This window comes from Proteus genomosp. 4 str. ATCC 51469, from assembly GCF_003144375.1.
Lineage (GTDB): Bacteria > Pseudomonadota > Gammaproteobacteria > Enterobacterales > Enterobacteriaceae > Proteus.
The window spans coordinates 22,148-40,796 of the sequence record NZ_PENV01000021.1; the positions used below are offsets into that span (position 1 = coordinate 22,148).

An 18,649-nucleotide genomic window follows, 5' to 3' on the forward strand; every position below is an offset into this window, starting at 1 on the left:
GTTAATTTTTCTTATTATGAAAGTTTATTATAAAAAGGCTTAATTTCTACTTGATTTGCTAAATCGGATATTAAGCTTTCTGCAAGTGCCAGAGCTTCTTTAATTGATACATCCATATCCATATATCTATATGTGCCTAATCTACCCGCAAATGTGATATCCTTTTCTTTTTTTGCTAGTTCTAAATATTTGTCAAGCAAGGTATTTTCTTCTTCTAAATGTATTGGGTAATAAGGAATATCATTTTCTCCACATAAACGACTATGTTCTTCAATATAAATAGTTTTATCATGGGTTTCCCATGGTGAAAAATGTTTATGTTCATGTATACGTGTATATGGAACTGTTATATCACCGTAATTCATAACGGCAGTGCCTTGAAAGTCACCAGTAGCTTCATGTTTTATAAAGTCTAAAGTGCGGTAACTAAGTCGGCCTTCAGCATAATTAAACCACTCATCAATTTTTCCTGTCCATATAATATGATCGTATTCATTTTTTTCATCATGCGAGTATTTTTTATTTATATTTATTTGTATTTTCTCATGATTAGTGATGGATTGAATTATTTTAGTATATCCATCTTTAGGCATTCCTTGGTATTTATGAGAATAATAATTGTCATCATAATTAAACCTAACAGGAAGTCGTTTCAAAATACTTGCAGGAAGGCTCTTTGGATCGCATCCCCATTGTTTTAATGTGTAACCTTTAAAGAAAGCTTCATATAAATCTTTTCCAATAAATTTTAGAGCTTGCTCTTCAAAATTATTAGGAAAACTAATGGATTTGTCTGTTATTGTATTTAAAAACTCTTTTGCTTCAGTTGGGTTTAAAGATTTTTGGTAAAATTGATTTATTGTGTGTAGGTTAATTGGTAATGAATATACTTGATTTTTATATGTTGTTTTTACTCTGTTTGTATAAGGCATTATTTCGCCATGTTTATTGATATAATCCCATACAGTCTCATCGCTAGTATGAAAAATATGTGGGCCATAAACATGTTCCATAACACCTGTATTATTATCTCGTTCTGTATGGCAATTACCCGCAATATGTGATCTTTGGTCTATAATTGTGATGCAGTGACCCGCATCTGCTAGGCTACGGCTTATCACAGCACCTGTTAATCCACAACCAACGACTAAAAATTTCATGTTTTACCCTAAGAATTTATTGAATTTGCTATAAATTAATAGGGTAAAATATACAATAATTATCAATAGTTTAAAATGGTAATTATTATTTATTGTTTGATATAGTAGTTCCTCTCGGCAACCAAATCTCAACCCTCAACCCACCTAATGGGCTGTCATCGGCTTTAACATGACCTCGATGTTGGCTTACGGCTGTTTCTACAATAGCTAACCCTAAGCCTGTACCACCTGATTCACGATCTCTTGCTTCATCAGTGCGATAGAATGGTCGGAAGATATGCTCTCTATCTTCTGAGCTAACACCCGGGCCATCATCATCAACAATAATCGTGATACCTTGGTTTTGTTCAGTAAAGGCAACCTCAATGCGAGAATTTGAATAACGTAGGGCATTACGAACAATGTTTTCAAATGCACTAGCCAGAGAATATGGATTGCAGTAAATAGGCCATGCTCCCGGAGGCGTTGTCACTTGTAGCGTCTTATTACTCTGTTCAGCCTCAAATTTGGCATTATCTAAAATGTCATCCCACAATTCGTTGGCTTTTACTGTTTCACGTAATAACTCGTTTTTATGCTGGTTGCGTGAAAGAACGAGTAAATCATTAATCATGCCATCAAGACGCTGAGTTTCAGTTTCAATACGCTCTAGCTCTTTACTTTCTCCACTACGACGACGTAATAATGCACTCGCTAATTGTAAGCGTGTTAATGGTGTTCGTAGTTCGTGAGAAATATCAGAAATTAACCGTTGTTGTGCCTCAACCATGCGTTCAAGAGCACTTATCATCTGATTAAAGCTGGTACCTGCTGCCAAAAATTCTTGAGGGCCTGTTTCTAGTTCAGGGTGAGGGCGTAAATTACCTTTTGCAACATCGTCAGCCGCATTTTTAAGTTGTCTTGCCGGTTTTGCCAGGCTCCAAGAAAGCCACACTAATAACGGTGTGCTGATAAGCATGGTAAATATGAGTAGCAATAACGGTTTATCAAATAATAAGTTGATAAAGTCAGACTGAGGGCTACTTGATGGACGAACAAGATAAAGCTGGTAATGATCTTCACCATCTCTTACTGAAAATGGCCCTAACATCTCAGAACGGCCATATTTTTTCTTTTTAGGGTGATCAGCGTTATCAGATTGACCAATAAAGTTTCTGACAACCTGCATCTCATTACGTTGAGCACCGATAATGCGTCCTTCACTGGTCACGATAATTAAACGCTGACCAGGTGGAGCCCATTTATCAATAGCGCGAATTAATCGACGCCACCAAAGGAGATCGTTAGCGGGATCTTGAGCTAATTCCGCTTCGATATGTTGTTCTAGCATAACACCTTGACGGTACTCACTCTCTAAAAGAGGGGTAAGCTGGCGCGAGTCCAGCTTTGGAACCATCATAACTAGCATCAGAACTAATGCTAGCGTCAGCCAGAATATTGCAAAAATACGCGCTGACAGACTATTTATCATAAAGAATATTTATCAAGTTATTGAAACCATCAGATAACCACGGCCACGTAACGTTTTGAACCACGGTTGTCCATCTGTTCTTTCTGGTAATTTACGGCGTAAATTGGAAATATGCATATCAATCGCTCTATCAAAAGGTGTTAAGCGCTTACCAAGCACTTCTTGACTTAGATGTTCGCGTGATACAACTTGCCCCAAATGCTGAGCAAGTAGATAAAGCAAAGTAAACTCAGTTCCTGTTAACTCTAGCGGTTCGTCATCAAAACTCGCTTCTTGTCGGCCTGGGTTAAGTTGTAGTTTATCAACCTGTAGTGTTGGAGATGTATTGCTATCAGTCTGTTTTTGTTCGCTCCAGTTAGAACGACGTAAAATAGCTCTGATACGAGCAACTAGCTCTCTATCATTAAAAGGTTTTGGTAAATAGTCATCAGCACCAAGCTCTAAGCCAAGTACTCGGTCAAGATCACTGCCTCTTGCCGTTAACATGATGACAGGGGTCTGGAAATTTTGGCGTAATTCTTTGAGTGTCTCAATCCCGTTTTTACGTGGCATCATAATATCCAGTAATAACAAGTCGATAGAAGCATCCAAAAGTTTAAGTGCTTGTTCGCCATCAGAGGCGATTACAACATTAAAGCCTTCCATTTCAAGCAGTTCTTTCAATAGCGATGTTAATTCGCGATCGTCATCCACTAATAAGATTTTATGCATTCGTCAATTCCTCCAAGAGAAAAATACGATAATAAATAGCGCGAATCTATGACTTTACGTTCTTTTACACGCTCTGACGCTAGTTTGCAGCCGCAACGGTATAGTAATCCACATAGCAAAGAATTACACATATTTAGGTAGCATTAATTAGGTCGGTATTAATCACCGAGTTTAGGAGTAAGAGCAATGCGTAAAGTAGCAGTAGTTGCATTAGCATCAATGTTTTTAGCAGCTCCGACAGTGGTATTAGCTGAAACAGCAAATACCAATCCGCCTACTGAGCAACAATATAATGGTAATTATCACTGCGGTTATGGCTATGGTATGCATGGCGACCGTGATTATAGAGGTCACCGCGGACAACGTGGCCATATGATGAATAACGGTGGACATATGATGGATCGCAATTATGGCGGATCTCATATGTTTAACGGAATCACATTAACTGAGCAACAACGTACCCAAATGCGCGATTTAATGCGCCAGCATCATCAAGACAGATATAACGGAAACTACCGTCAACGTCATGAGAATATGCATAAATTAGTTACTGCACCTCAATTTGATGAAGCAGCAGTAAGAGCACAAATGCAAGATATGGATAAACAAGCAATTGAGCGCCATGTTGAAATGGCGAAAGTCCATAATCAGATGTATCAGTTATTAACCCCAGAACAGAAAGCGCAGTTGGAAAAGAATTACCAACAGCAAATGTCAGATTTTGACCAACAAGGTCAACAAAATCAGTAACGAAGTAAGTAAGAGTGTAGTGCAGCAGTACCTAGTTAGAGAGTAAGTAGCAACAACGAAGTTTTTTCCTTGCCATAGACACCATCCCTGTCTTTTGCAGCCCCTCTGGAGAGGGGCTTTTTTTTTGTCCATTTGTTTGTTATTTCTCTCTAAGAGCATAGTTTATCTTATCATCGGGTAATAAATTATAGTCAATATGCTCTTTTTGAAAATTAATAACAGTATCTTGATCATCACAAATATCATTAGAAATCATATGGCAATGGTTAGGGATTTTTGAGTCAGTGATCCCCGTCCACTCCGAAAAAAGTGACATAAAATACCGCCCATTTCTTTTTTCTGTAATATAATTTTTTTCTTTACTATCGCTCGATAGGATAAATAAAGGGATCTCAAAGTTTTGCTTAAACTTATCATCATGGGTAAGCTTGGCATAACTTTCTCCTTTATTTTCATAAGATAATCCATGGTCAGAAAAATAAAGTAAGGACCATGATTTTCCTGTGCTATTTGATATGTCTACAATGTTCTCTAATAATTTATCTGTATTTTTGATGCTTTGAACATAACAAGATAATTCAACTGATTGGAAAAACTCATCATATTCACCTTGTGTTCTAGCACAAGCTTGTGAGTGAGAGCCTATTAGATGAACAACAATAAGCCTATTTTTCTCACCTTTATTAATGAGTGCTTTTTTAATATCGGGAAGTAAATCATTATCAGTAGTTAAACCATTATTATGATAATCACCTTTACTCAAGAAGTGATAGGTATCAGCTCTCTTTCCTATTGTAGAAATAATTGAATCAGAACCAATCATAGAGCCTTGATTTGAAAACCAATATGTATCTAATCCTGCTTTTTTTGCGAGTGTGATAATATTGTTCTGTAATTCAATATTATTAGTATTCTTATTTTTTAATGTTAATGAAGGTGGTAATGAAAACAATGTTGATGGTGCTGCTGAAATATAATTATTAAATTGAATAACAGGGCTTTTTTCTAGAAATGGTGTGTTTTTTATAGAAAAACCATAACTTTGCATAAAGTCTCGTCTAACACTCTCTCCAATAACTAAGATATAATTATTATATTGCGTATTATTAATAGGTTGCCAATTATCTTTCTTATTAAGCTCTGTATTGATCCACTTATTTTCTATATTTACACTTTCATAATGTTTTTTTATATCACTAAAAAAACGGAGTATTGGTAATTTGGTTTCAAAGTTATAAGTACCATTATTTATCAGGTCTTTTATGGGCCAACTAATACTCGTTATTATAAAAATAAAAGTAATGAAAAGAGAGGTTTTATTTTTAAAAACAATACTCACTTTTAGACTGAGAAGGCCAAGTAAAATAATTAAAAAACTAAATATTAGATTTATTGGTGAAAGGGTATGAATAAATTCTAGAGTTTCATTTGTATTTGTATAAAAAAATGAAATAACAGAATTAATGTTAGGAGAGCCATACTTTAAGCCAATAGGTGTATAAATAGCACCTATTATTGATAGCAACATTATACTAATAGAATAGATTTTTTTAAAATGCCCTGATAAGCATAAAAGAAATGCAGTAAAAGTAAGAACATAAAAAAAACGGAGTTTATAGCCTAGAGAGATGTGTAGTAATAAAACAAAAATAAGTAAAATTAAACATTGAATAATGTTGTTTTTTAAGAGTTTTTTCATGATATCAATTATGGATCAATAATTATTGATTAATTATGGCTATATTATTTTCGGTATTATAGTTTTTTTTTAGGGTGAGGAAAACCAAGGAAATCAAATTATTTCCTTGGTTAATGAGATTTTTACAACAACGCCTCTGGAGATTCAGGTAAAATCTGCCCGCCATCGACGATAATTGTCTGGCCTGTAATATATTTTGCTTCATTTGAGGCAAAGAAGGCGGCGGCGTAGCCGATATCTTCTGGCTCACCTAAAGTATGTGTTGGGATAGAAGCCTTCATCTGATTTAAATACGCTTCGCCTTGGGCTTGCAAGCCTTCAGTAAGAATATTTCCCGGCATCACAGCATTAATGGTAATACCATGACGCGCATATTCTAATGCTGCACTACGCATAAAGCCAAGTTGCCCTGCTTTACTTGCGCCGTAGTGGCTCCAACCAGGATAGCCTGTGATTGCTCCCGTAATGGATGACGTGATAATCACACGACCTTGTTTTTGTTTTTCCATGACACGAAGTGCTGCTTTCACTAAAAAGAACATACCTTTAAGGTTAACTGTATGCATTTTATCCCAATCAGCTTCGGTCATCTCTTTAATAGTTGCTTGAGGGAAAATGCCAGTATTGGAACAAAGAATATCAAGTTTGCCATACTCTTTTACGACATCATCAACCACTTTTTCACAGGCAGATTGCTGAGTGACATCAAGATGCATAAAACCTACATCTAATTCATCTTTTGTTTTATTACCAGCTACATCATCAATATCCGCAATAATCACTTTCGCACCACTGTTTTTTAATGCGATAACGATACCTTTGCCAATGCCTTTTGCGCCACCTGAAACCAAAGCGATTTTACCCGTTAAATCAAACATAAAACCTCCTATTAAGTGTGAGTTCTACTGTATCAGTCTAGGTTGAAAAGCGGTAAATCACCCAGAGAACTTTGTTGTAGGTCACAAATGTACCTTAGATAATTTTTTTCTTTGAATGGATGTCATCACGAAATCGAAAGATAAACGTTAGATAGAATGCTGTACCAGAGAAAAACTGAATATTTATCAAAATATGCCGATGCTGTTTTTTAGCATAAATAGCGTTTTTTTGAGGTGAATGCAAAAAGGCAGTAAAGTGTCTGTATAAAAAGTGTTAACTTATTAGTGAAACACATTTGAGATAAGCTAGTCTAAACTTTAAACAGGCTGTCTGATTAGTTTAATGCGCATCAAGTTTATGAAAAAAAATGTACGATAATGATGAACTGGTAAAAAATATGCGTACAATGGTATTGTTGAATCAATTCAGCATTTGCGATATCGGAAAATAACACCAGATAAGCCGATATTGAAATAAAAAGTTATTCCAACAATTTTGCAATAATTACATCGAATAAGAATCAGAGGTAATCATGGTCAATGGGATCAAAAGAATTGGGGTTTTAACAAGTGGTGGTGATGCACCCGGAATGAATGCCGCGATCCGTGGTGTTGTTCGTGCCGCACTAAGTGAAGGTTTAGAGGTCTATGGGATTTTTGATGGCTATATGGGGCTATATGAAAATCGCATGAAAAAACTCGACCGTTTTAGCGTGTCAGATATGATCAACCGTGGTGGTACATTCCTTGGTTCTGCTCGTTTCCCTGAATTCCGTGAAGACAATGTGCGTGCTGTTGCCATTGAAAACATGAAACAAAATGAGCTTGATGCTTTAGTTGTTATTGGTGGTGACGGTTCTTATTTAGGTGCGAAAAAATTAACGGAAGCGGGTTTTCCTTGCATCGGTTTACCAGGCACAATCGATAATGACGTAGCAGGTACTGACTACACCATTGGTTATTTCACAGCGTTAGAAACAGCGGTTGAAGCAATTGACCGTTTACGTGATACCTCAACGTCTCACAAACGTATCTCTATCGTAGAAGTAATGGGCCGTTATTGTGGCGACTTAACTCTATCTGCGGCAATCGCAGGTGGATGTGAATTTGTTGTTCTGCCTGAGGCAGAATTACCGTTTGATCGCGATGAACTGCTGGCGGAAATCAAAGCCGGTATTGAACGTGGTAAACGCCACGCAATCGTCGCAATCACAGAACACGTTTGTGATGTACATGAATTAGCTCGTTTTATTGAAGCTGAAACTAAACATGAAACACGTGCAACAGTGTTAGGTCATATTCAACGTGGTGGCTCTCCTGTTGCTTACGATCGTATTTTAGCCTCACGTATGGGTGCTTATTCTGTACAACTGCTATTAGAAGGTTATGGCGGTCGTTGTGTTGGTATTCAAAATGAAAAACTGGTTCACCATGATATTATTGATGCGGTCATGAATATGAAACGTGTCTTTAAAGCTGACTGGTATGAAACAGCGAAAAAACTCTATTAATCAATAGTGTTATCATAATACCCTAGTCTTTCTGAGTACTATCCTTATTCGTGAACTACTCTGATACATGTTGTCTGCGTGTCAGAGTAGCTTCTCGAGTGAAAACATTTCATTTAATAATCTTATTCTCCATCAATACTGCCTAACATCCCTTGTATAGATAGTTATATTCCTGTTGTGTATATCAATCGGCTTTTTGTTATTTCATCGTTATAAAACTTTCTGTCAGCCTAGTTAAATATTTAACGATAGGGGATGGAGAGATATGTTTAAACAATGGGGTTTATTATCAACGACTTTAGTCGCATTACTTTTTTCTAATAGTTTATGGGCTAAAGATATTCAGTTATTAAATGTCTCTTATGATCCGACAAGGGAACTTTATCAACAGTATAACCAAGCATTTAGTCAGTATTGGCAGCAGAAAACGGGAGATAGGATCACTATCCGCCAATCACATGGTGGATCAGGAAAGCAGGCGACATCAGTTATCAATGGTATTGAGGCAGATGTTGTGACATTAGCTCTTGCCTATGATATTGATGCGATCGCACAAAGAGGAAGTATTGATAAGCAATGGATAACACGACTACCCGATAACTCTGCTCCTTACACTTCAACGATTGTTTTTCTGGTGAGAAAAGGAAATCCTAAGCAGATAACAGATTGGGATTCACTGATAAAACCAGGTGTTTCCATTATTACACCTAATCCTAAAACTTCAGGTGGTGCAAGATGGAACTATCTTGCTGCTTGGGGATATGGGTTAAAAGCTAATCATCAAGATAACGAAAAAGCAAAAGCATTTGTGAAAGCACTTTATCAGCAAGTTGAAGTGTTAGACTCAGGAGCGCGAGGCGCAACCAATACATTTGTTGAGCGAGGTATTGGTGATGTATTGATTGCATGGGAAAACGAGGCATTATTAGCAATTAATGAATTAGGGGCTGATAAGTTTGAAATTGTTACACCTTCGGTTTCTATTCTTGCAGAGCCTACGGTATCTGTAGTGGATAAAATTGTCGATAAACGAGGAACACGAGAAATTGCCACCGCGTACTTAGATTATCTTTACTCACCACAGGGACAAGAGATTGCAGCAAAAAACTATTACCGTCCTAGAGATAAAGTGATCGCTGAAAAATACCAAAACAGTTTCCCAAAACTCGAACTATTTACGATTGATGAGGTTTTTGGTGATTGGCAATCAGCACAGAAAATACATTTTGCGACAGGTGGTGTATTTGATGAAATAAGTCGTCGTTGATGTGTCATAAAGCAAAAACAAAAAAATCACCTTCTGGTTTTATATTCAGCAAGGTGATTTTCTTTATTTTTTATCCATTAAAGGCGTAAGCCAGAAAGATAAAAATTATTTTTTCGCTTTAGCTTGTGCTGCTGCTTTCACGATGACGGCAAATGCATCTGCTTTCAGTGAAGCGCCACCGACTAATGCGCCATCAATGTCTGGTTGACCAAACAGTTCAGCTGCATTTTTGTCGTTCACAGAGCCACCGTATTGGATGATAACTTGTTCAGCGATAGCGGCATCTTTTTTCGCGATATGATCACGAATAAATTTATGGACAGCTTGTGCTTGTGCTGGAGTTGCAGATTTGCCAGTACCGATAGCCCAGATTGGTTCATAAGCAATAACCGCATCTTTAAATGCAGCTGCACCGTGTGCATTTAAAACAGCATCGATTTGGCGAGCACAGACTTCTTGTGTTTTACCCGCTTCGTTTTCTGCTTCGGTTTCGCCAATACATAATACAGGCGTTAAACCTAACTCTTTTAACACGCCGAATTTTTGAGCGATAAACTCGTCAGATTCTTTATGATAAGTACGACGCTCAGAGTGACCAATGATAACGTATTTAACATCAACGTTTTTCAGCATTTCTGCTGAAGTTTCACCAGTAAAAGCACCAGATAGGTTAACACCTGTATCTTGAGCACCTAATGCAATACGGCTTCCACCAATTTCATGGCGTGCTTGGCATAGGTAAACTGCGGGTGGTGCGATAGCAACATCACAACCTGCAACACCGCTAACTTCTTTACGTAGTGCAGCAATTAATTCATGAACCATATGAATGCTGCCGTTGAGTTTCCAGTTACCCATGACTAATGGATGGCGCATAACTTTTCCTCCAACCGAGTGGTTTAAATTTAGTTTGCTAATAAACATGAATTCTGTTGATACACAACAGTATAGAGAACAATGAATAGAATAGCTTTGTTTTTTATCACGGAATGGCTGAAACGATCTTGCTGTTTAAAGAAAGCTTAATCGGTTCAATTGCAAAGGTCGTTAATTGTTCACCTTCATGCGCAATAATATAGCGAATCGCACCAACATTATGGCTTACATAAGCCGGAGTTTGGTTTTTAAATACAAACAAATCGAGAACTTCTTGAATTTGTGTAGGCGTTATTGAAGGGTCAAATTGAGCGATCAAAGTCACAATGTATTGTGTGGTGATCTCACGGTTCATTTTTTCTAATTCAGGTGAGTCTGATGTATGGATAAGCGTCAGTTGCAGACTTTTAATTTTTTCACTGCCACGTTCTAATATCGCTGAAGAGTAAATATAAGGTGTAATACGAGTTGCGGCTCTGACAAGCGGAATAGCAATATCGTGATTAGTGATAATTTTATATTCATTAAGCGATAGCAACGGATTTTGTTGGTTGAATTTTGCTCGTAGCTCCGGAATAGTTATCTCAAAAACGGGTGCATCCTGTTTAAGATAGGCAATGTCATCTTTAGTGGGCTGTTTTTGTGCGACAGATATCCCTGTTGCAAAAACAGTAGTTGGCAAACAAAGAGCAATGCTTATGATTATCAGGTATAACGTAGAAAGTGTACTTTCTTTTATCATCTGTCCTCCGTTTGTCAGTGCTGTTATTGGCTAGTCTGTATTATTTGATACTAAATGGACAGTGTAATTCACACATTAAGTAAATTATTGAGAATTTATGACCTTACAACATTGGGCATTTTCATTCAAAGGGCGAATTGGACGTCGTGATTTCTGGGCAGGTTTAGGTGCTTGTTTCGCTCTTTTTTTAGGCCTTTTTATTATCAATGACATGATTTATCCATTACCTGCCATTGTAACGTGGATATTGATCTTCTTTATTCTGTATCCCTTGTGTGCGATTTTCACTAAAAGACTCCATGATAGAAATAAAAGAGGAATATGGCTTTTATTACTTTTACTCGCTGTGATGTTGGGGCTGGCTGATACAAGTAGTTTAGAACCTTTTTGGCAGTGGGCGATAGGGCGTTTTTTACCTTCCTTTATCGGGATGATTATGTTGCTTGATTGTGGTGTTTTTATTGGCAATCAAAGTGAAAATTACTTTGGTAAACACACTGAGCAAGTAGATTATCGTCGCTGGCGTTAATCCTTTTTATTAAAATAAATCAGATAAGGGCAAAAAGAGAAAATTGCCCTTATTTTTCTTTTCATATTACCAATATTGTTCGCTGGTAATATGTCCTGGTTTGCGGCGTAAGTGTTTACGCATTTCTCGTTGTTCTTTTAATAGTTGTTGGGTATCTCTTACCATTTGTGGATTGCCACATAACATAATATGGCTCTCTTCTGGAGAAATGGTTAAGCCCACCGTTTTTTCTAAGGCACCACTTTCAATTAACGCAGGGATACGACCTGTTAATGAGCTAATATGATTTTCACGGCTAACAATAGTTTGAATACGTAATTTTCCTTGGTAACGCTCAACAAGTTTTTCCATTAATGGGAGATAACTTAAGTCATTAGCATATCGAACCGCGTGAACAAGAACGATATTTTCAAATCTATCCAGATCTTGGCCTAATTGTAAAATCGATAAAAAAGGCCCTATGGCTGTCCCTGTAGAAAGCATCCAAAGTGTATTGGCACTAGGAATTTCTTCTAATACAAAAAAGCCACTGGCTTGCTCGGTGACAAGTAATTCATCCCCTATTTCTAGAGCACTTAGTTTAGGGCTCAATTTTCCTTCGGGTACAGTCACCAGATAAAATTCTAAGTTAGGATCATTCGGCGCATTCACATAAGAATAGGCACGTTGCACTCGTTCGCCATCAATATCTAATGCTAATTTTGCAAATTGCCCCGCTGTAAATTTATCAACAGGGGCATTTACAACAAGACTTATTAACGTGTCAGTCCAGCGATTAACTTGGATAACTTTTCCATTCACCCAATTTGCCATAGAGGTTATCTCCTTACGATAAATGCGTTTATGTCGCTTATTCATTCTAAATAGGAAGCGATTTTTTATTTATCAAGATGATGTGGTGATGTTATTTATCTGAATTTTTGTCAATGAATGACACAATATGTACATTTATATTGACAACTATGGTGTTTTTCTCTGACATTAGGCGATGTACAAAAATTGCTGACTATCTCGCAAATTTCTACAAATTTGTTAACTTAGTCTCATTCTTAAAAGGTGTATATTTTGCAGAGTTTATTTTTATAAATTCTCTGGCGTGTACGCCTGTCCGTTAATTTATTTATTTGAAATTCCTGAGCAAAGAAAAGAAATGAGAAAGTTAGAGCATGCAAATCTATTATTATTGATAATTGCACTGGTTGCTGTGGGGCAAATGACGCAAACCATCTATGTTCCAGTTATTGCGGATATGGCAGTTTACTTTGGTGAGCCGACAGGTGCTGTACAGCAAGTAATGGGCGCTTATCTTTTTTCTTATGGTTTTTCACAGCTCATTTATGGGCCTATCTCCGACAAAATAGGGCGTCGTCCCGTTATTTTAGTCGGAATGACGATTTTTTGTTTATCAACACTGGTAGCGATTTTTTCACAAAATTTAACCACTCTGGTTATTGCAAGTACCTTACAAGGGATGGGAACAGGTGTGGCAGGTGTCATGACGCGTACTCAACCTCGTGATTTATATACAGGTACGGCATTACGTTACGCTAATAGCTTGTTAAATATGGGGGTTTTAGTTAGCCCATTATTAGCGCCGATGATTGGTGGTGTTGTGGCTCACTTCTTTGGCTGGCATGCGTGTTATATCTTCTTATTATTATTGGGAAGTAGTGTTCTTTTCTGTATGTATCGTTGGATGCCAGAAACTCGGCCAGTACAAGTTGAGAAACGTAAAATGCTGTCATCATTTTACTTACTGCTTTCCAATAGTACCTTCAGTGCATTTTTGATTATGCTAATTTGTGCATTATCAGGTATTGCAGTTTTTGAGGCATCAAGTGGTGTCTTAATGGGCGGAGTATTAGGCTTAAATAGTATTACTATCAGTATATTATTTATTTTACCGATCCCTGCTGCGTTCTTTGGGGCTTGGTATGCTGGTCGTGAAGGTAAAACCTTTGTACAACTGATGTGGCACTCTGTTTTTTGTTGTTTATCAGCCGGTATTTTAATGTGGGTCCCCGGTTGGCTAAATATCATTAATATTTGGACTCTTCTGGTACCTGCCGCACTATTTTTCTTTGGTGCAGGTATGCTATTCCCATTAGCAACAACGGGTGCAATGGAGCCATTTCCATATTTAGCTGGCTCTGCGGGGGCACTGGTGGGTGGATTACAAAATGTGGGATCAGGTGTTGCAACATGGTTTTCAGCCTTATTACCACAACATAATCAATTTAGTTTAGGTATGATTATGTTTGCTATGTCAGTGGCTATTATGCTTTGTTGGCTTCCTTTAGCTCACCGTTTTAGCCATGAAGAACATACTATTTAGACTATTGGTGTAGTCAATTAAATAAAAAATGCCGAGAATAGAATTTCTCGGCATTTTGGTTTTGTAGCCTAGGCTACTTCTCTCTCAACTCGTTGTATTAATTAAGCGCGATCTTCCCACTCTTGTGCACGAGCAACCGCTTTTTTCCAACCGTTATAACGGTAGTTACGCTCAGTGGTTTCAATACCAGGGCGGAATTCTTTATCAATCGCCGCTTTATTTTTAACTTCTTCTAAATCGCTCCAGAAGCCAATAGCAAGACCCGCAAGGAATGCTGCACCTAGCGCGGTACTTTCACGGACAACAGGGCGTTCAACACGAGTGCCTAAAATATCGGACTGGAATTGCATTAAGAAGTTATTGGCAACAGCACCACCATCAACACGCAATGATTGTAAACGCGCACCTGAATCGGCTTGCATCGCATCTAAAACATCACGTGTTTGGTAAGCGATAGATTCTAAGGTTGCACGAATAATATGATTACGGTTAGCACCACGGGTTAAACCAAAGATAGCACCGCGGGCATACGGATCCCAATATGGTGCGCCTAAGCCGGTAAAGGCAGGAACAACATAGACACCATTCGTATCGTTTACCTTAGTTGCGAAGTATTCAGAATCGGTTGCTTCATCAATGAGTTTTAATTCATCACGTAACCATTGAATGGACGCACCACCAACGAATACAGCACCTTCTAAGGCATAGTTCACTTCACCACGAGGGCCACAGCAGATAGTTGTTAACAAACCATGATTAGAGCGAACGGCTTCTGTACCTGTATTCATCAGTAAGAAACAGCCTGTACCATAGGTATTTTTCGCCATACCACTTTGTACGCAAAGTTGACCATAAAGCGCAGCTTGTTGGTCACCCGCCATACCCGCGATAGGAATACGTGTACCACCTTTACCACCAATGTTTGTTTGGCCATAAACTTCTGAAGATGGCACAACTTTTGGTAACATATTGCGAGGAATATCCAGCAGATCGAGGATTTTCTGATCCCAATCTAAAGAGTGGATGTTAAATAACATGGTACGTGAAGCGTTAGTGAAATCGGTAACGTGAACGCGACCTTGTGTCATTTTCCAAACTAACCAAGTATCGACAGTACCGAATAACAATTCGCCATTTTCTGCTTTTTCACGAGCACCTTCGACGTTGTCGAGGATCCATTTTAATTTTGTACCAGAGAAATATGGGTCAACCATTAAACCAGTGTTTTGACGAATATATTCTTCAACACCTTCTTTATCTTTTAAGCGGGTACAGAAATCGGCAGTACGACGGCATTGCCATACAATGGCGTTATAAACAGGTTTACCCGTTTCTTTATCCCATACAATGGTGGTTTCACGTTGGTTTGTGATACCAATACCAGCTACATGATCAGATGGAATATCTGCTTTTGCTAATACTTCAACTAGGGTTGCACTTTGTGTTGCCCAAATTTCCATTGGATCGTGTTCAACCCAGCCTGGCTTAGGATAAATTTGAGTGAATTCGCGTTGTGAAATACTGACGATATTTGCATCATGATCAATAACTACGGCACGTGAGCTGGTTGTACCCTGATCAAGTGCAACAATGTATTTTTTTTCGGTATTCGATGTATTTGTTTCTGTTGTCATGTTAGTAACCTGTTCTGATAATCAACAATCTTGCTCTAAGTATTATTTATCGTCTTCAATTTTGCAGGTATCGCAAGGTAAGTGACGGCCAATTAATTTACGGTAAGCCAATGCACCCAAGATACCACCGATAAATGGAGCAATCATTGGAACTAAGAAATAAGGAATATCACGTCCACCAGTCAGTGCAATATCACCCCAGCCAGCAAAGTACGCAACCAGTTTTGGACCAAAGTCACGAGCAGGGTTTAAGGCGAATCCTGTTAGTGGACCAAATGCACCACCGATAACGGCAATTAAGATACCAATCAGTAAAGGCGCTAATGGGCCTTTAGGTACACCGTTACCATCATCAGTTAAGGCTAAAATTAAGCCAACAAGGATAACGGCAATAATAACTTCGACAACAAAGGCATGTGCAACGGAAATTTGAGCTGCGGGATAAGTAGAGAATACACCGGCAGTGAAGAGACTTTCTTGTGAGCCTCTGACAATGCCATTAACTTGTTCGTAGTCGAGAAAAACACTGTAGTACATAAAGTACACAATGGCTGCGGCAAAGAAGCCACCTAACATTTGTGCAATAATATAAGGGATAACTTTTCTGCGTTCAAAGCAAGCGAATAACCAAAACGCAACGGTAACTGCCGGGTTCAAGTGAGCACCAGATGTGCCCGCGGTAAGATAAACGGCTAAGGCAACACCCAGCCCCCAGATAATACTTATCTCCCATAGTCCTAGCTCTGCTCCTGCAATACGTACTGCAGCAACACAACCAAGGCCGAAGAAGACTAGCAACGCAGTTCCGATAAATTCAGAAATGCATTGACCCATAAGAGAGGTTTTCGTCTGGCTCATATATTCTATCCTGAAAGAGGTTATTTATTGTTAGTATTCTTTTCGAATTGAAAAGATAACTGTGAATTTATCGTTAATGAGCGTAAACGAGAATAAGCGAAATTGAAATTTGTGTGTCTCATCAAGAAAATGAGTGAAAACGCTCTTAATTAGTGACTTGATCGACATTTGTAATGTGATCTGACCAGTGTTTTTGATAAATTGAAAAAAGAATGTAATTCCACGGAAGATGCTAGACAGTTGTTGATAGGCTACTTACAATCGGAAGTATCGATTATATGGGGGATTACAGTATGTCATTTGAAGTTTTCGAAAAGTTAGAATCAAAAGTACAACAAGCTATTGATACCATCACGTTATTACAGATGGAAATTGAAGAGCTAAAAGAAAAAAATGATGCGCTGAACCAAGAAGTTCAAGAAGCGAAAGGATCACGCGAAGCCCTTGTTCGTGAAAACGAAGAGCTAAAACAAGAGCAATCAAGCTGGCAAGAGCGTTTACGCGCGCTGTTAGGCAAAATGGAAGACGTACAGTAATTGTCTTTATTTTGTCTCTAAAGCCTAAAAACAAAAGCCACCAGACGGTGGCTTTTGTGTCTTAAATCATAAGAAAGCTGATAAAAGTAAAATTATTCTTCTATTAAATCTTCATCTAAGCCCAAAGGCTCTTCTGATAAGATGATCCCGGTATTATCGGCATAAAGATAATCACCAGAGAAGAACGTAACACCGCCAAAGTTGACGCGGATATCACTTTCACCAATACCTTCACTCGGGCAACCTGCTGGTATCGCAGCCATGGCTTGAATACCTAAATCAAGTTCTGACAATATATCAACTTGACGTACTGCGCCATAAACGACAATGCCTTCCCATTCATTCGATACGGCAAGTTGTGCCAATTCAGCATCAATTAAGGCTTTGCGTACAGAGCCACCGCCATCAACTAAAAGAATACGGCCTTTGCCATTTTCTTCTAGTAAGTCATAAAGCAGTCCATTATCTTCAAAACATTTCACGGTGATGATTTGCCCACTAAAGGCACTTTGACCACCAAAGTTTGAGAAAAGCGGTTCTACGACATTGATATCTTCTTGATAGATATCACAGAGTTCAGAAGTATCATATTTCATAGGAGATTACGTCAGGTTGCCACAGGAAAAGCCAGTATATCCCTTAACGGGGGTAGTTGGCAAAAGACTCACTGAAAATTCAGTGAGTCAAATCAACAATCGAGCTAAATTATTCTAAAACTAAACCTAAAGAGAAGAGTACGTTAGTGAGTAGTGCTGCTTTTACCATATGTTCAAGTAAAGGGCGCATTGCTTCACCAGAATGATCGGCATTAACACGTTTAATATGCAATAAAAGCATCGGTGTTGCGAGTAAGAATAGCCATGCTGTCCAGCGGTGCATATACAGAAGCGTGAAGATAATTAAGCAAGCAATAGAGAGAAAAATGACACACGTATGGTAAGTTCGTGAGCCAGCAGGGCCTAAGCGAACGGCTAATGTATTCTTGCCCGCTTGAATGTCACTTTCTAAATCGCGCATATTATTAATGTTTAGAACGGCGACAGACAGTAAACCACAGGCCGTGGCTGGAAGTAGGGTGACAATATCGAAGGTGTTAGATTGTAAGTAATAAGTTCCGATTACACTTAACCAACCAAAGAATATTAATACAGAAATATCACCTAATCCCATATAGCCATAAGGGCGTCGGCCTACGGTATAGGTAATGGCTGCGACAATAGCGAGTAATCCCATCACTAAAAAGCCAATGGCATCTTCAGGTTTTTTACATGCAACAATAATCAGTGCAATACCTGAAATACAAGAGATGATGACATTTAATATTAAGGCTTTTTTCATTTGAGCTGGCGTTATTACGCCTTTTTGCATTCCACGAAGTGGCCCTAAACGCTCTTCTGTATCGGTACCTTTTACAGCATCACCGTAATCATTAGCAAGGTTTGATAGAATTTGTAATGTGCCAGCTGTCAAAATAGCAAGCAGTGCAATAGGCAGCTCAAAATGCCCCATCCAATACGCTAATGCGGAGCCAGTCACAATGGCAATTAACCCTAAAGGCAGTGTTTTGGGTCGTAAACTTTCAAGCCAGGCTTGAGTCCGGCTAGTGGAATTTAGAGAGCTCATGCTGAAATTCGATACTCATGTTCGTTGTTATTATAAAAATAAGAATGGGAGGCAAGCCTCCCACGTAAA

At 38.3% G+C, this 18,649-nt stretch carries 18 protein-coding genes; 6 read left to right on the forward strand and 12 right to left on the reverse strand.

Features of this window, described 5'->3' with window-relative positions; genetic code table 11:
- Positions 1 to 14: 14 nt before the first annotated feature.
- The 3 genes from glf to cpxR form a co-directional block, all read right to left on the reverse strand.
- Positions 15 to 1,160: a UDP-galactopyranose mutase gene (gene glf / locus DK866_RS17215; protein ID WP_109409895.1), complete on the reverse strand. Its 1,146-nt coding sequence runs from the start codon at positions 1,158 to 1,160 to the stop codon at positions 15 to 17.
- A gap of 85 nt (positions 1,161 to 1,245) precedes the next feature.
- The gene (gene cpxA, locus DK866_RS17220; RefSeq protein WP_109409896.1) at positions 1,246 to 2,631 is read right to left on the reverse strand and encodes an envelope stress sensor histidine kinase CpxA; all 1,386 of its coding nucleotides are present in this window, start codon (positions 2,629 to 2,631) and stop codon (positions 1,246 to 1,248) included.
- Positions 2,632 to 2,643: 12 nt separating this feature from the next.
- Complete coding sequence (gene cpxR / locus DK866_RS17225) at positions 2,644 to 3,342, reverse strand: envelope stress response regulator transcription factor CpxR (RefSeq protein WP_109409897.1); 699 nt, start codon at positions 3,340 to 3,342, stop codon at positions 2,644 to 2,646.
- A 186-nt stretch (positions 3,343 to 3,528) separates the two neighbouring features.
- Here cpxR and cpxP point away from each other — a divergent pair, with 186 nt between their 5' ends.
- Positions 3,529 to 4,092, forward strand: a complete 564-nt coding sequence (cpxP, locus tag DK866_RS17230; protein WP_109409898.1) for a cell-envelope stress modulator CpxP — start codon at positions 3,529 to 3,531, stop codon at positions 4,090 to 4,092.
- 139 nt (positions 4,093 to 4,231) lie between these two features.
- On the opposite strand, the gene DK866_RS17235 is transcribed toward cpxP, so the two are convergent.
- Together DK866_RS17235 and fabG are read right to left on the reverse strand one after the other, a co-directional pair.
- Positions 4,232 to 5,791, reverse strand: coding sequence for a phosphoethanolamine transferase (locus DK866_RS17235; protein WP_109409899.1), 1,560 nt, complete (start codon positions 5,789 to 5,791; stop codon positions 4,232 to 4,234).
- Positions 5,792 to 5,913: 122 nt separating this feature from the next.
- Complete coding sequence (gene fabG / locus DK866_RS17240; protein WP_109409900.1) at positions 5,914 to 6,669, reverse strand: 3-oxoacyl-ACP reductase FabG; 756 nt, start codon at positions 6,667 to 6,669, stop codon at positions 5,914 to 5,916.
- A gap of 533 nt (positions 6,670 to 7,202) precedes the next feature.
- Between fabG and pfkA the strand changes: the two genes are divergently transcribed.
- The gene (gene pfkA, locus DK866_RS17245; protein WP_109409901.1) at positions 7,203 to 8,180 is read left to right on the forward strand and encodes a 6-phosphofructokinase; all 978 of its coding nucleotides are present in this window, start codon (positions 7,203 to 7,205) and stop codon (positions 8,178 to 8,180) included.
- A 265-nt stretch (positions 8,181 to 8,445) separates the two neighbouring features.
- Positions 8,446 to 9,447, forward strand: coding sequence for a sulfate ABC transporter substrate-binding protein (locus tag DK866_RS17250; RefSeq protein ID WP_109409902.1), 1,002 nt, complete (start codon positions 8,446 to 8,448; stop codon positions 9,445 to 9,447).
- A gap of 105 nt (positions 9,448 to 9,552) precedes the next feature.
- On the opposite strand, the gene tpiA is transcribed toward DK866_RS17250, so the two are convergent.
- Both tpiA and DK866_RS17260 read right to left on the reverse strand, forming a co-directional pair.
- Entirely contained in the window at positions 9,553 to 10,323 is a 771-nt protein-coding gene (gene tpiA, locus DK866_RS17255; protein ID WP_069366847.1) for a triose-phosphate isomerase, read from the reverse strand.
- 106 nt (positions 10,324 to 10,429) lie between these two features.
- The gene (locus DK866_RS17260) at positions 10,430 to 11,065 is read right to left on the reverse strand and encodes a DUF1454 family protein (protein WP_109409903.1); all 636 of its coding nucleotides are present in this window, start codon (positions 11,063 to 11,065) and stop codon (positions 10,430 to 10,432) included.
- A 97-nt stretch (positions 11,066 to 11,162) separates the two neighbouring features.
- Between DK866_RS17260 and DK866_RS17265 the strand changes: the two genes are divergently transcribed.
- The gene (locus DK866_RS17265) at positions 11,163 to 11,594 is read left to right on the forward strand and encodes a DUF805 domain-containing protein (protein WP_109409904.1); all 432 of its coding nucleotides are present in this window, start codon (positions 11,163 to 11,165) and stop codon (positions 11,592 to 11,594) included.
- A gap of 66 nt (positions 11,595 to 11,660) precedes the next feature.
- Here DK866_RS17265 and fpr read toward each other — a convergent pair whose 3' ends face one another.
- On the reverse strand, positions 11,661 to 12,407 hold the full coding sequence (gene fpr, locus DK866_RS17270) for a ferredoxin--NADP(+) reductase (RefSeq protein ID WP_109409905.1): 747 nt from the start codon (positions 12,405 to 12,407) through the stop codon (positions 11,661 to 11,663).
- A gap of 337 nt (positions 12,408 to 12,744) precedes the next feature.
- Between fpr and emrD the strand changes: the two genes are divergently transcribed.
- Positions 12,745 to 13,929: a multidrug efflux MFS transporter EmrD gene (gene emrD, locus DK866_RS17275; RefSeq protein ID WP_109409906.1), complete on the forward strand. Its 1,185-nt coding sequence runs from the start codon at positions 12,745 to 12,747 to the stop codon at positions 13,927 to 13,929.
- Between the two features lie 101 nt (positions 13,930 to 14,030).
- Here emrD and glpK read toward each other — a convergent pair whose 3' ends face one another.
- Positions 14,031 to 15,563: a glycerol kinase GlpK gene (gene glpK, locus DK866_RS17280; protein WP_109409907.1), complete on the reverse strand. Its 1,533-nt coding sequence runs from the start codon at positions 15,561 to 15,563 to the stop codon at positions 14,031 to 14,033.
- 42 nt (positions 15,564 to 15,605) lie between these two features.
- On the reverse strand, positions 15,606 to 16,421 hold the full coding sequence (locus tag DK866_RS17285; RefSeq protein ID WP_109409908.1) for an MIP/aquaporin family protein: 816 nt from the start codon (positions 16,419 to 16,421) through the stop codon (positions 15,606 to 15,608).
- 293 nt (positions 16,422 to 16,714) lie between these two features.
- Here DK866_RS17285 and zapB point away from each other — a divergent pair, with 293 nt between their 5' ends.
- Positions 16,715 to 16,957: a cell division protein ZapB gene (gene zapB, locus DK866_RS17290; protein WP_036933299.1), complete on the forward strand. Its 243-nt coding sequence runs from the start codon at positions 16,715 to 16,717 to the stop codon at positions 16,955 to 16,957.
- Positions 16,958 to 17,049: 92 nt separating this feature from the next.
- Here zapB and rraA read toward each other — a convergent pair whose 3' ends face one another.
- Together rraA and DK866_RS17300 are read right to left on the reverse strand one after the other, a co-directional pair.
- Entirely contained in the window at positions 17,050 to 17,553 is a 504-nt protein-coding gene (gene rraA / locus DK866_RS17295) for a ribonuclease E activity regulator RraA (protein ID WP_109409909.1), read from the reverse strand.
- 109 nt (positions 17,554 to 17,662) lie between these two features.
- Positions 17,663 to 18,580 (reverse strand): 1,4-dihydroxy-2-naphthoate polyprenyltransferase, encoded by a 918-nt coding sequence (locus DK866_RS17300; RefSeq protein ID WP_109409910.1) that lies wholly within the window; start codon positions 18,578 to 18,580, stop codon positions 17,663 to 17,665.
- Positions 18,581 to 18,649: the final 69 nt, after the last annotated feature.

Bases quoted from the DNA above. Each gene is read 5' to 3' on its own strand.
- glf (WP_109409895.1), bottom strand. From the start codon at position 1,160: ATGAAATTTTTAGTCGTTGGTTGTGGATTAACAGGTGCTGTGATAAGC.
- cpxP (WP_109409898.1), top strand. From the start codon at position 3,529: ATGCGTAAAGTAGCAGTAGTTGCATTAGCATCAATGTTTTTAGCAGCT.
- DK866_RS17250 (WP_109409902.1), top strand. From the start codon at position 8,446: ATGTTTAAACAATGGGGTTTATTATCAACGACTTTAGTCGCATTACTT.
- zapB (WP_036933299.1), top strand. From the start codon at position 16,715: ATGTCATTTGAAGTTTTCGAAAAGTTAGAATCAAAAGTACAACAAGCT.
- cpxR (WP_109409897.1), bottom strand. From the start codon at position 3,342: ATGCATAAAATCTTATTAGTGGATGACGATCGCGAATTAACATCGCTA.
- tpiA (WP_069366847.1), bottom strand. From the start codon at position 10,323: ATGCGCCATCCATTAGTCATGGGTAACTGGAAACTCAACGGCAGCATT.
- DK866_RS17300 (WP_109409910.1), bottom strand. From the start codon at position 18,580: ATGAGCTCTCTAAATTCCACTAGCCGGACTCAAGCCTGGCTTGAAAGT.
- DK866_RS17260 (WP_109409903.1), bottom strand. From the start codon at position 11,065: ATGATAAAAGAAAGTACACTTTCTACGTTATACCTGATAATCATAAGC.
- DK866_RS17285 (WP_109409908.1), bottom strand. From the start codon at position 16,421: ATGAGCCAGACGAAAACCTCTCTTATGGGTCAATGCATTTCTGAATTT.
- cpxA (WP_109409896.1), bottom strand. From the start codon at position 2,631: ATGATAAATAGTCTGTCAGCGCGTATTTTTGCAATATTCTGGCTGACG.
- DK866_RS17235 (WP_109409899.1), bottom strand. From the start codon at position 5,791: ATGAAAAAACTCTTAAAAAACAACATTATTCAATGTTTAATTTTACTT.
- emrD (WP_109409906.1), top strand. From the start codon at position 12,745: ATGAGAAAGTTAGAGCATGCAAATCTATTATTATTGATAATTGCACTG.
- pfkA (WP_109409901.1), top strand. From the start codon at position 7,203: ATGGTCAATGGGATCAAAAGAATTGGGGTTTTAACAAGTGGTGGTGAT.
- rraA (WP_109409909.1), bottom strand. From the start codon at position 17,553: ATGAAATATGATACTTCTGAACTCTGTGATATCTATCAAGAAGATATC.
- fpr (WP_109409905.1), bottom strand. From the start codon at position 12,407: ATGGCAAATTGGGTGAATGGAAAAGTTATCCAAGTTAATCGCTGGACT.
- DK866_RS17265 (WP_109409904.1), top strand. From the start codon at position 11,163: ATGACCTTACAACATTGGGCATTTTCATTCAAAGGGCGAATTGGACGT.
- glpK (WP_109409907.1), bottom strand. From the start codon at position 15,563: ATGACAACAGAAACAAATACATCGAATACCGAAAAAAAATACATTGTT.
- fabG (WP_109409900.1), bottom strand. From the start codon at position 6,669: ATGTTTGATTTAACGGGTAAAATCGCTTTGGTTTCAGGTGGCGCAAAA.